Source organism: Mucilaginibacter sabulilitoris (genome assembly GCF_034262375.1).
Taxonomy (GTDB): Bacteria; Bacteroidota; Bacteroidia; order Sphingobacteriales; family Sphingobacteriaceae; genus Mucilaginibacter; species Mucilaginibacter sabulilitoris.
The window spans coordinates 6297356-6311872 of the sequence record NZ_CP139558.1 but is presented as its reverse complement, the minus strand read 5'-3'; the positions used below and the strand labels follow the sequence as shown (position 1 = coordinate 6311872).

Sequence of the window (14517 nt, the reverse complement as noted above, 5' to 3'; positions counted from 1 at the left end):
AGTTTTTGAAACTAAGTCTAAAAAATCGCGTAATTGTGAGGAACGAAGCAATTGCGACTGTTTATAGTGATATTGTTTCTATTTCCTAAACCCTCTTTGCGGCGAAGGCGTGGAGGGTCGCCCAGCGAAGCGAAGGCGGGATGAGTCGTCTACGCCAAAAAATACTTCCTTCTTATTTCTTATCCTACATCAAGTGTAAAAGTTGTTTTCCGGGGTAACTTTGAATCATCAATTAAAAAAATTAATAATTTTTGAATCGAAAAGGAAGACAATGGAAAATACAATAAACGGCATACACCACATTACCGCTATCGCAGGCAGCGCCAAAAGAAACTATGATTTTTATACCCGAGTATTGGGTTTGAGGCTGGTTAAAAAAACAGTAAATTTTGATGATCCGCAAACTTATCACTTATACTATGGCGACAAATTTGGTACCCCAGGAACCATCCTTACATTTTTCCCGTGGGAAGGTATAACCGCCGGTCGCAGGGGTGCACGCCAGGCTACCGAAATTGGCTACAGCGTGCCCGAAGGCAGTTTGGATTTCTGGTTGAAAAGGTTTGAGGTCAATAATGTGATCTATAACAAACCAGCCGAAAAATTTGGCGAACAATATTTAACCGTACTTGACCCGGATGGTTTAAAGCTGGAATTGATAGTACCTAAAACTTCCGATAAAAGGCTACCCTGGGAAACTAATGAAGTAAAAGCAGAAAACGCTACAAGGGGTTTTCACAACATTACCATCACTACCAATAAAATAGATGCGACCGCCAAAATATTAACCGATGTATTTGGTTACAAATTATTAGAACAGCATGTGAACCGTTTCAGGTTTGTTACCGATGCAGTAGATAATGCCGCCATAGTTGACCTGGTTGAAGTGGCCGGAGAGATAGCAGGGCATGTTGCAGGTGGTTCTGTTCATCACGTAGCATTTCGTGTTAAAAACGATCAAATATTGATGGAATATCGTGAAAAAATAGCCGGTTTAGGTCTCAATATCACCGAAAAAATAGATCGTAATTACTTTTATTCACTCTATTTCCGCGAACCAGGAGGCGTGCTGTTCGAGCTTGCTACAGATAACCCCGGATTTTCTGTAGATGAACCGGTTGACCAGTTAGGTACAGGTTTAAAACTACCTGCCCAATATGAAAATATACGCGAAGACATCGAAAAATCGCTTCCGTCATTAATATAATAGGAGTAAACAGTATATCATGTATACACACAGCAAACAGATAATAACAGCAGGTGTTCCCATAGAACAAGCTCAAAAGGCTATTATTATGCTGCACGGTCGCGGAGCATCTGCAACAAGTATTATAACACTCAGCGACCGCTTACAATTAGATGGATACGCCATTTTTGCACCGCAGGCTACCGAACACAGCTGGTACCCATACAGTTTTATGGCCCCGGTAAGTAACAACCAGCCCGCGCTTGATTCGGCACTGGAGCTTATCGGCGAATTGGTTAATGATATCAAGAATAAAGGGATAACACAGGAAAATATTTATCTCCTGGGCTTTTCGCAGGGCGCTTGTTTAACACTGGAGTACGTAAGCCGCAACGCCGGCCGATATGGGGGCGTAATAGCTTTTACCGGAGGGTTGATAGGCGAAAAATTAATTGAAAGTAATTACAAGGGTGATTTTAATCAGACCCCTGTACTTATTACTACCGGCGACCCTGACCCGCATGTGCCGGTAAGCAGGGTAAATGAGAGTGTAGCCATTATGGAAAGGCTCAACGCAAGCGTCACCCTCGAAATTTATAAAAGCCGGCCACACACTATTACCGGTGAAGAACTGGCATTGGCCAATTCGATATTATAATTCATCATTTAAAGCGATATTTTAACAAAAAAAGCCACTAAAAAGTGGTTTTTTTGTTAAAAACTTACAAAGTCGGGGCTTTTTAACGCTATATGTGCCGGATCGTAACAAATTTGCTATAGGGCAATAATATAGCGCATATCACTTGCTTTGTGTTACCAATAAGCTAAATTTAAGTTCATTTTAATTTAACACAACTAATTTCCAGATAAATTGTTACAGATAATAACTGTTTGAACTACAGGTTAATGTGCGGCTGGTATCGGTGATAAACATTCAGTTAATAATTAATTAAGTTTAGCTTATGTTTAAATATTAACCCGGTATACTATATGCCCAATAAAATAGCTTTAAGAGACATACAGCTGATTGACCGTCTGAAAATGGACGACGAAACTGCGCTGTCGTCCATTTATAAAGAGTATTGGGAGCAGCTTTATATGTCGGCCTATCATGTTTTAAAGGATAGTCAGGCTTGTGAAGATATTATCCAGGAACTATTTATCAAGCTTTGGAACAATCGATATAGTATTACCATTAATGTTTCCTTAAAAGCCTATTTATATGCTTCTATTCGTTACGAAGTTTACAGACAGATAAGAACGGGGACAGTGCGGGGAGATATTTATGATGATGTTCTGGAACGTATCCATACACCGGCCGCTTATGATAATATTGAATATAAGGAGCTAACCGAACAGGTAAGCTCTATAGTAAATACACTGCCCGATAAATGCCGGGAAGTGTATAAATTAAGTCGCGAGGAATGTTTAAGTCATAAGGAAATAGCGTCGCAGTTAAACATCTCCACTAAAACAGTTGAAAATCACCTTACCAAAGCATTGCGGCAATTGCGAACTTCTATAGGCAGCGTTTTCCTGCTGCAAATCCTGTTTCTCTTTATAAAAAAATAACGTCTACTTCATATTTAATAAATTTTTAAATATGAAATAGGGGATACGCCTGTTTTTATACTCTCCCTTAAAAACCAAATGGCGTGCAGCAACAGAAATTTTTACAACTCATCGATAAGTACCTGAACGGAGAGGCATCTGCCGAGGAGGAACAGCTGTTACTGAATTTTTTCGAAAGCTTTCAATCGGATAGTGAGTGGGACGAATCAGCGCTTGGTATAAAAAAACAGCTGGAAGATAAAATGCTTAACCGATTGCAGCAAGCGGTACAAAAGTCAAAATCACAATCGCACCCTAAAATGGGTAGGCTTTTTACACTTCGGAATATTGCGGCAGCCATAGCATTGCTTGCTGTTATAGGTGTCGGGGGATATTATTACATACTGAAGCCGGCCAAACAATTATTGGCATCAAAAAATAAATCAGCTGTTAAGCACGACGTAAACCCCGGCAACAACAAAGCCATACTAACCCTTGAAAATGGTGAGCAGGTAATATTAGATTCCGCCAGGATCGGCACGCTTGCCAAAAAAGGGAAAATCAGCATTAACAAAACCAAAGACGGGCAGTTGGTGTACACAGCTACACATGAAGATAATGCGACAGCTAATGATCCCATTGTCTATAATACAATTTCAACCCCAAAAGGAGGCCAATACCAGGTTATACTGCCCGATGGTACAAGGGTTTGGTTAAACGCGGCATCCTCCTTAAAATTCCCAACGGCTTTTACGGGTAATCAGCGCCGCGTTGAACTCTTGGGCGAAGCTTATTTTGAGGTGACGAAAAACGCGCTGAAACCTTTTACGGTGAAGGTGAATGATATGCAGGTTAAAGTATTAGGTACACATTTTAACATTATGGCATATAGTGATGAAATCGCCATGAAAACCACGCTGCTGGAAGGTTCAGTTCAATTAAACAGGGGCGGCGCAGGTAATTTGCTAAAACCCGGGCAACAAGGTGTTGTTAAAGGCAATAACATACAGGTTATGGATGTAGATGTTGATGCGGCCATTGCCTGGAAAAATGGTTTTTTTGAGTTTAAACGGGCCAGCTTACAGGACATTATGAAGCAGCTGAGCAGGTGGTATGACACCGAGGTTGTTTATGAAGGCAAAATACCCGATGATGAGTTTGTAGGCAAGATTGAAAGGAACGTAAAACTATCGCAGGTGCTCCGTATACTGGAACTTAACCATGTTCATTTTAAAATTGAAAACAAAAAGATAACGGTAACCCCGTAACAGGATTTTTTTTAACATTATAACGCATAAAGTATGACCAAACTCCAACAAATCCAATAAAACAACCCCTGCTTATCCAAAAAAAACCGGAAGTGCTGCAACACTTCCGGAGTAGAATATTTGGATCAAGCTAATCGAGTATCATTAACAGACACATTAACCCAAACATGACGAAGTTATGCAATTAAACTTTAGGGGGAAAGTATTTTACGTACCCCGTACATCACTCTCAAAACTGTTTTTGACCATGAAATTAACGGTCTTATTAATTATTATCGGCTGTTTACACGTTAGTGCAAAAAGTTTCTCGCAAACTATTACGCTAAGTACCAATGAGGCCTCTATTGAAAAAGTATTCAATGCTATTGAGAAGCAGAGCGGGTATTATTTTTTTTACAAATACAACGATATAAAGCAGGCAAAGCCGGTTTCTCTATCATTAAAGAATGCATCACTGGAAGAGGCCTTGCAGCAGTGTTTTAAAAATGAACCGTTTACTTATACTATCGACAATAAAACTATTATCGTTAATAAAAAGGATGCGGTAACCACCGCTCCGACCCAGGCGCCCATAACGATAACAGGGCAGGTTACGGATGCGCAAAAACAGCCGCTGCCCGGCGTTAGCGTTAAGGTAAAAGGGACAAGTACAGGTGCAGTGACAGGCATTGACGGCAAATTTAGCTTGCAAGCAGAAGATAATGCGGTATTGGTATTCACTTTTGTAGGCTTTAAAACCAAAGAAGAGCCCATAAACAAGCGTACAAGTATTAATGTAACATTGGAGGACGATAAAACCCAGCTAAACGAAGTGGTGGTAGTGGGCTATGGTAACCAGGAACGTAAGGATGTTACGGGCGCGGTGGGTACTGTGAAAATGAGCAATATTAAAGAAATCAAGGCAGCCAGTGTTGATCTGAAACTGGCGGGTCAGCTTGCCGGTGTTACGGTAAACCAGGTAACCGGAACACCGGGCGGTGGCGTGGCAATTAATATTCGTGGTGCCGGCTCGGTGGGTGCGGGTGATAATCCTCTGTACGTTGTTGACGGTTTTCCTATTTCCCCGGGTTTTGATCAGTACTCTAATCCGTTAAGTACTATCAATCCGGATGATATAGAAAATATCAGCGTACTGAAAGATGCTGCTTCCACAGCCATATATGGGTCACGTGGTGCAAACGGTGTTATCCTGATTACCACCAAAAGAGCAAAAAAAGGAGAATCAACAGTTACGGTAAATACATCTTCGGGGCTTCAGCGGGTACTTTCCCAAAGCAAGCTTAAAATGATGACGGCATCTCAGTTTGCGCAATGGCGTACAGAAGCTATACAGGATGCCAATGCCATTAACGGTACAAATGATCCTATACCGATTGAATACCGCAACCCAAAATCGCTTGGTGCCGGTACCGACTGGTTTGATGCGGTAACAAGAACAGCACCAATGCAAAACTATGATGTTACCATTGCCAATGGTACCGAAAAGGTAAGGTCATTATTTTCGCTGGGTTATTTTGATCAGCAGGGTACTGTACTAAATACAGGGTTTAAAAGATATTCCTTAAAAGGAAATATGGATGCCGATGTGGCTAAAAATTTAACCGTTGGTTTGAGCATAGCACCTACTTATAGTTTTCGGAATTTACAACAAACAGACGGCCATTTTCTTTCGGCTGCGCTAAGCCAGGCATATTTAGAGAGTCCACTTATTCCGGTAAAACAGCCCGATGGCTCATATACCAATGTTGTAGGTTCGCCTGGAACCTTCCAAAATGTTAATCCTGTAAGCGAGTTGGTAAACACCATTAACAAGCGAAACGAGTTTCGCGCCCTTGCAAATACTTATGTAGATTGGGAGCCCATTAAAGGTTTAAATATCAGGTCAACCTTCGGGGTCGATTATCAAACTAAATCACAGGATTATTACCGGCCTTCTTATCTGGGCGGCTTCAATGTACCTAACCGCGATGGAAACCAGCAAAAGGCCGTCGGCTCTTTTACTTCGGCCAATAGCTTTAACTGGCTCAATGAAAATAGCATCAACTACAAAAAAACCTGGGGTAATCATACTTTAACGGCACTGGCAGATTACTCTGTACAGCAGGAAAATACACATGATCGTTTAACTTTCGGAACCGGTTTCCCCGATGATGCCATACAATCGGTTAACGCGGCAACAATTGTCACCGCGACTGCAGGTGATGAAGAGTGGAGGTTATTATCGTTAATAGGCAGAGTGAATTATGCTTATAAGGATAAATATTTACTAAGCGCGTCTATTCGTCGGGATGGTGCTTCCCGGTTTGCATCAGGGCATCAATGGGGCACGTTCCCTTCAGTATCCGGCGGCTGGCGTATCTCTGACGAATCATTCTTTCCGAAGATAAGTATTGTAGATCAGGTAAAATTTACTGCCAGCTATGGGCTTGCCGGAAATAATGGCATACCTAATTACGCATCAATACCTGCTGTTGATGAAGCTAATTACACATTTGGCGGCGGACTGGCCCCTGGCAAGGCTTTAACCGAACTTGGTAATACAAGTTTAGGATGGGAAACAACAAGGCAACTGGATATTGGTATGGATATCTCGTTAGCTAAAGGCCGTATTTATTTAATTGCAGAATATTATAATCGTTACACTCAGAAGATGCTGCAATTTATTCCAATACCCATTGCATCTGGCTATGGCGGTACCTTTACTAACGTTGGAAATGTCCGCAACCGTGGTTGGGAGTTTACATTAACTACAAAAAATATTGTTGGTGACGGGTTTAACTGGAGTACAGATGCTAACATATCATTTAACCGTAACATGGTGCTTAATTTAGGGCCAACTACACAAATATATGATGCACCTGAAAATGATAACCCAACCAGTATTACCAAGGTAGGTTTACCATTAGGACAGTTTTACGGTTATATTTTTGAAGGGATATTTCAAAACCAGGCCGAGCTGGATAAATACCCGCATTTTGACGGAGAGCAAGTTGGCAACATCAGGTACAAAGATGTTAACGGCGACGGTGTAATTGACGGTGGCGACCAAACCAATATTGGTAACCCATGGGCACAGTTTACGTTTGGCTTTAATAACCATTTCTCCTATAAAAACTTTGATATGAATATAATTTCGGCAGGTTCGGTAGGAGGCCATGTGTTTGATATGTATAAACAGTTCACTACCAATCTTGACGGAGTTTTTAATGTGGAACAATCTGTAATTCAACGTTGGCGCTCTGCAAAACAGCCGGGTGCGGGGCTTTTACCAACTACGGTATCAAACACCAACCTGGCCCGTGACTATTATCCTTCTTATTGGGTAGAGAGCAATTCGTACTTAGCTGTTAAGAATATTGATATAGGGTACAATTTTAAAACAAAGTTTACCAAAAACTTTAGGGTTTACTTTAGCGCTCAAAACGCAATACTCATAACCGGCTATAAAGGTGGTAACCCTGAGGTAGGCATTGAGGGTCAGGAAGGCAACAGGTCGCTTTCACCAAACGTAAATTTCACAGGTTATCCGGTTTCTGCTGTTTATACCCTGGGCTGCAATGTGACATTTTAATTAACAGACAAAGTGAACATTTAAACACTCAACAACTGAAGACATGAAAAAATATATATACATTTTTTTGATCCTTACTGCCGCGGGCATTGCCGGGTGTAAAAAGGATTATCTGGCACTTCAACCAACAGATACTGAAAATAAAGCCAATTTCTTTAAAACACAGCTGCAGTTTACACAGGCAATTAATGGTGCTTATGCTCCGCTGCAAGGCTTATACAATGGATCCTTTTGGGCAATGGGCGAAATGCGGTCTGATAACACATCGTATGAGTACGACCCGTATGATCGTTCGGGCACTAACAAAGAGGAAATCGATGAATTCAGGGAGCTGAATAATAATGATATGGTTGAATCTTTTTTTAGCGCCAGTTATACAAGCATAGGCAGGTGCAATATAATTTTGGAACGCCTGCCAGCGGCTAAACTCAATACCGCGGTTGCCGACACCATTGCCGGACAGGCTAATTTTTTGCGGGCGTTCAACTATTTTAATCTGGTGCGCATGTTTGGTGATATACCGCTGGTGATAACGGAAGTGCAATCAGTAGGCGATGCCTTTAGGTTAGCTACTAAATCGCCTGCTGCCAATATATATACTCAGATAATTGCCGATGCTCAGGCCGCCATTACAAAATTACCGGTTAAATATTCCGGAACAGGTAATGTAGGCAGGGTAACTAAAGGTACCGCCGAAACATTGCTTGCTGAAGTTTACATGACCCAGAAAAAGTTTGATCTGGCTACACCGCTATTGCGTACCATTATAGCATCAAATGCCTACCGGTTGAATGCCAATTATGCCGATAACTTTGATATATCGAAAGAGAACGGTCCCGAATCGATTTTTGAAATTCAGTATATTGAAGGGCCTAACGGACTGGGCAGCGACTTTATAGATACCTTTATTCCCTGGGATTATTATGACAGCGATGTAACCGGATTTGAAATTGCTAACGGAGCCCAGAATGGCTGGAATATCCCTACCCATGATCTGATGACAGCATTTGAACCCGGTGATAAAAGGAGGGCTGCATCTGTAATTGAGTTTACATCTGATGAATACGGTGTAGATTTACCTTTTATAAAAAAATATCAGAGTATAGCCGCTGTTCAGGGAATAACCGGAAATAATTTTCCTGTTTACCGCTATTCTGATATTTACCTGATGCTTGCCGAGTGTCTGAATGAACAGGGGTTTGTGGGCGGCAGCGACGCGTTTAAATATTTAAACCTGGTAAGGGAACGTGCCGGATTAAAAGATAAAACAGCAGGTAATAGTGTCCCGGCGTTAAACGTGCCAAATCAGGATGCTTTTCGTGATGCTATAGCGCACGAACGGCAGGTTGAACTTGCTTTTGAAAACCATCGCTGGTTTGATTTGCTGCGCACCGGCAAGGCTGCTGCTGTAATGGCAGCTCATGGTGTGAGGGACAAGGCATTTAAAAAACCATACTGGAATGTGAACTCAGCTGCTTATACCAATATCAGGCTGTTGTTCCAATATCCGCTGAATCAAGCAAACCTGGAGCTTTAATAAGACATTTTATGGCCCCATGAAACTTTTGTGGGGCCATACCACGTTTATACGGTTATAATGTAACAAAGGCATCATATTTGTTTTATTACGCAAAAAATGTGTTGTATGTACAAACAAAATCGTTCTAAAGCTATATTTTAATAGCATGAATTATATTACTAAAACAGGCATGCTGAAAAGAGCATGCCTGAGTATCGTTATATTATTTTCGTTTCATTTTCTGAGCTTTTCGCAACTGCAGAAACCTCCCGTTAATTTCAGGGTTGATAATCTGACATGTGAGTATAAAGTTAATCCTATAGCTGTTGATGCCGCCAATCCGCGTATGAGCTGGAAACTGATAACGCAGGACAGGAATATCCAGCAAACCTATTATGAAATACGTGTGGGCAGCAATGCCGTGTCGTTAACCAAAGGTCAAAGCTTAATATGGACTTCTGGCAAAATACCTTCAGATCAATCGGTACATGTATATTATGGTGGTCCATTGCTGGCCTCACGCCAAAAGTGTTACTGGCAGGTAAGGGTATGGAACAATAAGAACCAGGTAACGTCGTGGAGCATGGTAAACTTCTGGAAAATGGGTTTGCTTAAACCCCAGGACTGGACTGCCAAATGGATACAGGACACTTATGTATCGGATACTACCGGCGGGCCAAGTCCCATGTTTCGCAAAGGTTTTAAGTTAGATCATAAAATACGCGCGGCGCATTTATACATATCCGCCCATGGAGTGTTCGAAGCTCAGATAAATGGCAAAAGGGTTGGTAACGATTACTTTGCACCCGGATGGACGAGCTATAATAAACGTATACAATACCAGGTATACGATGTTACCTCCATGCTTAAAAAAGGCGACAATGCCACCGGGGTAACCATTGGCGATGGCTGGTATCGCGGTTATACTTACAACCGTAAAAAAGATGTTTATGGTAAAAAACTGGCCCTGCTTTATCAGCTTGAGGTGATTTATACTACCGGTAAACGGGTTGTTATTTCATCAGATAAAAGCTGGAAGGTTGCTTATGGGGCCATCCGCTCGTCCTCATTTTTTGACGGCGAGGTTTATGATGCCCGAAAGGAAAAAGCCGGCTGGACAAATCCACTGTACAAGGATCTGACCTGGGATACTGTAAAAACCGACGAAACTATAAAAGATAACCTGATAGCTACATCCGGCCCAACTGTAAAAAAGCATGAGAAGTTTTTACCGCTTAGGGTTTTTACAACCCCTGAGGGTGACCGCGTTGTTGATTTTGGCCAGAACCTGGTTGGCTGGGTACAATTTAAATTAAAGGCCAAAGCAGGCGACACCATACACCTGTATCATGCCGAGGTGCTTGATCAAAAAGGTAATTTTTATACCAAGAATCTGCGTACTGCCAAACAGGAAAATACATATATTTTTAAAGGCGATAGTGCAGAAACTTTTGAACCGCATTTTACATTCCAGGGTTTTCGTTTCCTGAAGGTTGTGGGTTACAAAGGAGCCCTCGATTCAACCAATCTGGCGGCTTATGCTGTTTATTCTGATATGGCTCAAACCGGGCAGTTCTCTACCTCAAACCCTCTGATTAACCAATTGCAGCATAATATTCAATGGGGACAAAAAGGTAATTTTATAGATGTACCTACAGATTGTCCTCAGCGCGATGAACGTATGGGATGGACAGGTGATGCACAGGCCTTTTGCCGTACCGCGACTTTTAATATGGATGTGGCCGGCTTTTTTACCAAATGGCTGAAAGATCTTTCGGCAGATCAGCATAAAGATGGGGCTGTACCTTATGTAATACCTGATGTGCTGGATAGCGTTTCGGCGGGTGCCTCAGGGTGGAGCGACGTGGCTACCATTGCACCATGGAATATTTACCTGGCATATGGCGACAGGCAGGTGCTGCAGCAGCAATATGAAAGTATGAAGGCATGGGTTGGGTATATCCAGGCACATAGTCGCAATTATCTTTGGGATACCGGTAATCACTTTGGCGATTGGTTGTTCTATGCCGGTACAAACTATGAGGATGGTGCAGCATTAACCGATAAAAACCTTATAGCGCAGGCATTTTACGCTTATTCTACTCAACTGCTTATCAACGCAGCCAAAGTATTGGGGCGTGGCGATGATGTCCAAAAATATACTTTGCTGCTTTATAATATCAAAAAAGCCTTCCAGAGCGAATACGTAACCCCCAATGGTCGTATGATATCGGGCACACAAACCTCATACGTGCTGGCTTTAAATTTTGATATGCTGCCTGAAAAACAACGGGAGTCGGCAGCCAAAAGGCTGGTACACAACATCGAGGATTATGACGAGCATATTACTACAGGCTTTCTGGGTACGCCATACATTTGCCACGTGCTGAGCCGCTTTGGCCAAACGGATATTGCTTATGACCTGCTGATGAAGGAGTCGTACCCCTCGTGGTTATACCCGGTAAAACATGGAGCAACCACTATATGGGAACGCTGGGACGGCATCAAACCTGATGGTAGTTTTGAGGACCCGGAAATGAACTCGTTTAATCACTACGCCTATGGCGCCATTGGCGATTGGATGTACCGTGTAATAGCCGGTATCAATCCTGTCGAAACTGATCCAGGCTTTCATGAAATATTAATAGCTCCGCGCCCCGGTGGCAAACTCACCAGCACACAGGCCGAGCTGGAAACCATGTATGGTAAGGTAAAGTCGGCATGGAGTATTGATAATGGTATTTTTACGCTCGATGTAATCATTCCGCCCAATACTACTGCCCAGATTCTCCTGCCATCCACTACCGATCAAATCACCGAGAATGGGCTCGATATAAATACGATTAAAGAGATAACTGACATACAGAAAACGGGTAACGATACCCAGCTTAATGTTGGCTCAGGCACTTATCATTTTGTGTATACCATGAAAACTTATGGTAAGCGCATTAATTAGCAATTTAACATTGTGAATTAAATTATGGCAAATACCATAGCGGGTAATAAGGTTGCAATAATGGTTGTTGGTCCGCCGGGAAATGTTTGGTTTATATCGGCCATATTCACAGCGGTTTGGATTCTTTATATTCATTTATAAAGCTTAACGGAGATGACGAAAAGAAAATGGACTTTAGGTTTCGCTGCATTTTTGATCATCGGCTCTACCAATGCCCAGGTTTACAAAAATGCCCGGGCGCCTGTTGAAGCCCGCGTGAACGATTTGCTCGGCCGCATGACGCTGGAAGAAAAGATAGGACAGATGAGTATGAACGGTCTCAGAGGTTCATTAACTAATCCTATTGCTTATGGCGTTTGCGAAAGTCCTTTCATTACCGTAAATGAAATAGCATCACTTTCGGTAAAGGCTAAAAAATATGCCCGTGAAAAAACGCGTTTGGGCATACCGCCCGTTCAAATTGGCGAATGTTTGCACGGGCAATTGGCATCGGGAGCTACCATATTTCCACAGGCCATAGCACAAGGCAGTACCTGGAACCCGGTGCTGATTAAACAAATGGGTTCGGTTATCGCCTATGAAGCATCCTCGTCAGGCGTTGATCAGGCCCTGTCACCTTTATTCGATCTGATCCGCGACCCTCGCTTTGGCCGGGTTGAAGAATGTTATGCCGAAGATCCATATCTGGTTAGTCAGTTGGGCTCAGCGTTTGTTACAGGTATGCAAGGTGATGTTGAACAAAGTATTTCGGGTATAGGTAAAGATAAGGTAATGTGTACAGCCAAGCATTTTGCAGCTTACAGCATTCCGGTAGCCGGCATCAATTTGGCTCCGGCCTCAATTGGCGAACGTGAGTTGCGTTCCATGTTTTTGGTTCCTTTTAAAGACGCGGTGCAAAAGGCCAATATATACTCCGTAATGCCGTCTTACAATGAAATGGATGGTATCCCTGCGCATGCAAACCATTTTTTACTCGATAAGGTATTGCGAAAAGAATGGGGCTTTAAAGGATATGTATTCTCCGATTACGAGGGGCTTAAAATGCTATATACCTTTCAGCACATAGCCAAAAATGCTGCTGATGCCGCTCCGATAGCGTTAAACGCAGGTGTCGACCTGGAGGCTCCAAGTCCCGATGTGTATAGCAAGCTTATTGAACTGGTAAAAGCGGGTAAAGTAAAAGAGTCGCAGATTGATACAGCAGTGGCGCGTATCCTTACGGTAAAGTTTAAAGCTGGGTTGTTTGAAAAACCTTTGGTAGATACTTTGCAACTCAAAAAAAGGGTGCATACCCCGGCGCATGTTACCCTGTCGCAGCAGATAGCAGAAGAATCTCTTATCCTGTTAAAAAATGATAAGCAGCTATTGCCGCTGGATATCAACAAACTGAAATCACTGGCAGTGATAGGGCCTAATGCCAATCAGGTACAGTATGGGGATTACAGTTCTACCCGCGACAGCCGTTCAGGTATTACTGTTTTAAACGGTATTAAAACACTGGTGGGCAATAACGTAAAAATAAATTATGTCAAAGGTTGTACCTTATCTGGCCACGATAAAAGCGGGTTTGCAGAGGCTGTTGAAGCTGCTAAAAATAGCGATGCCGTAGTTGTAGTGCTGGGTACTACCAGCGTGGTGTTTTCGGGAATCGGATGGAATGGCCACGCGCCCGAAAGCGAGCCAAAAGACCCTTTTACCTGTGGCGAAGGCTATGATGTTACCGATATAAACCCCGAAGGTGTTCAGCGCCAACTGCTTCAGGAAATATATAAAACCGGTAAACCGATGATACTGGTGCTGGTGCATGGTAGGCCCTGGAGTATCAGCTGGGAAAAGGAAAACATCCCGGCTATTCTGGAGGCCTGGTACCCCGGTGAAAAGGGCGGAAACGCCATAGCCAATATTCTGTTTGGCAAGGTAAATCCATCGGGCAGGTTAAATGTATCTATTCCGCAATCTGTGGGGCATATTCCGGTGTTTTATAATCATGTAAGTTCCGGTAAAGGTTTTTATCACAATCCCGGCTCGCCCGATAAACCGGGTCAGGACTATGTTTTCTCGTCAGCTGATGTATTGTTCCCCTTTGGTTTTGGGTTAAGTTATACATCTTTTAACTACAGCAATATGCGGGTTTCGGCTGCCTCATTCGGTAAAGGTCAAAGTGTGCAGGTTTCGGTAGATGTAACCAATACCGGTAGCGTGCCCGGTAAAGAAGTAGTACAGATGTACCTTGGCAATAAAGTAAACTCGGTTACCACGCCAGTAATGGCACTAAAGGGGTTTGATAAGATAAGCCTGAAACCGGGTGAAACGCAAACAGTACACTTTATCATAAAGCCAGAGGATATCGCGATATGGAATACCGATATGAAATTTGTTACCGAGCCGGGGACATTTGATGTAATGATAGCCCGGTCAGCAGAGGATGTGGTGCTCAAAAAAACACTGGAGTATAAAGACTGATTT

General features: G+C 42.6%; 8 protein-coding genes. All 8 read left to right on the top strand.

Going from position 1 to position 14517, the window contains the following annotated elements; genetic code table 11:
* Positions 1-271 precede the first annotated feature (271 nt).
* The 8 genes from SNE25_RS26630 (at position 272) to SNE25_RS26595 (ending at position 14514) form a co-directional block, all read left to right on the top strand.
* The gene (locus SNE25_RS26630; RefSeq protein WP_321562061.1) at positions 272-1207 is read left to right on the top strand and encodes a ring-cleaving dioxygenase; all 936 of its coding nucleotides are present in this window, start codon (positions 272-274) and stop codon (positions 1205-1207) included.
* Positions 1208-1226: 19 nt separating this feature from the next.
* Positions 1227-1844: an alpha/beta hydrolase gene (locus SNE25_RS26625; RefSeq protein WP_321562060.1), complete on the top strand. Its 618-nt coding sequence runs from the start codon at positions 1227-1229 to the stop codon at positions 1842-1844.
* Between the two features lie 332 nt (positions 1845-2176).
* Complete coding sequence (locus SNE25_RS26620) at positions 2177-2758, top strand: RNA polymerase sigma-70 factor (protein WP_321562059.1); 582 nt, start codon at positions 2177-2179, stop codon at positions 2756-2758.
* Positions 2759-2841: 83 nt separating this feature from the next.
* A complete protein-coding gene (locus tag SNE25_RS26615; protein WP_321562058.1) occupies positions 2842-4005 on the top strand; it encodes a FecR family protein in 1164 nt (387 codons plus the stop codon).
* A gap of 247 nt (positions 4006-4252) precedes the next feature.
* Positions 4253-7576 carry a TonB-dependent receptor gene (locus tag SNE25_RS26610; protein ID WP_321562057.1) on the top strand — a complete coding sequence of 1108 codons (3324 nt, stop codon included), beginning with the start codon at positions 4253-4255 and terminating at the stop codon, positions 7574-7576.
* A 43-nt stretch (positions 7577-7619) separates the two neighbouring features.
* Positions 7620-9113, top strand: coding sequence for a RagB/SusD family nutrient uptake outer membrane protein (locus SNE25_RS26605; protein ID WP_321562056.1), 1494 nt, complete (start codon positions 7620-7622; stop codon positions 9111-9113).
* A gap of 148 nt (positions 9114-9261) precedes the next feature.
* Positions 9262-12051, top strand: coding sequence for a glycoside hydrolase family 78 protein (locus SNE25_RS26600; RefSeq protein ID WP_321562055.1), 2790 nt, complete (start codon positions 9262-9264; stop codon positions 12049-12051).
* Between the two features lie 153 nt (positions 12052-12204).
* Positions 12205-14514, top strand: coding sequence for a glycoside hydrolase family 3 N-terminal domain-containing protein (locus SNE25_RS26595; RefSeq protein WP_321562054.1), 2310 nt, complete (start codon positions 12205-12207; stop codon positions 14512-14514).
* Positions 14515-14517 lie beyond the last annotated feature (3 nt).

Coding starts and splice junctions, on each gene's coding strand:
- SNE25_RS26620 (WP_321562059.1), top strand. CDS start 2,177: ATGCCCAATAAAATAGCTTTAAGAGACATACAGCTGATTGACCGTCTG.
- SNE25_RS26600 (WP_321562055.1), top strand. CDS start 9,262: ATGAATTATATTACTAAAACAGGCATGCTGAAAAGAGCATGCCTGAGT.
- SNE25_RS26605 (WP_321562056.1), top strand. CDS start 7,620: ATGAAAAAATATATATACATTTTTTTGATCCTTACTGCCGCGGGCATT.
- SNE25_RS26630 (WP_321562061.1), top strand. CDS start 272: ATGGAAAATACAATAAACGGCATACACCACATTACCGCTATCGCAGGC.
- SNE25_RS26625 (WP_321562060.1), top strand. CDS start 1,227: ATGTATACACACAGCAAACAGATAATAACAGCAGGTGTTCCCATAGAA.
- SNE25_RS26595 (WP_321562054.1), top strand. CDS start 12,205: ATGACGAAAAGAAAATGGACTTTAGGTTTCGCTGCATTTTTGATCATC.
- SNE25_RS26610 (WP_321562057.1), top strand. CDS start 4,253: ATGAAATTAACGGTCTTATTAATTATTATCGGCTGTTTACACGTTAGT.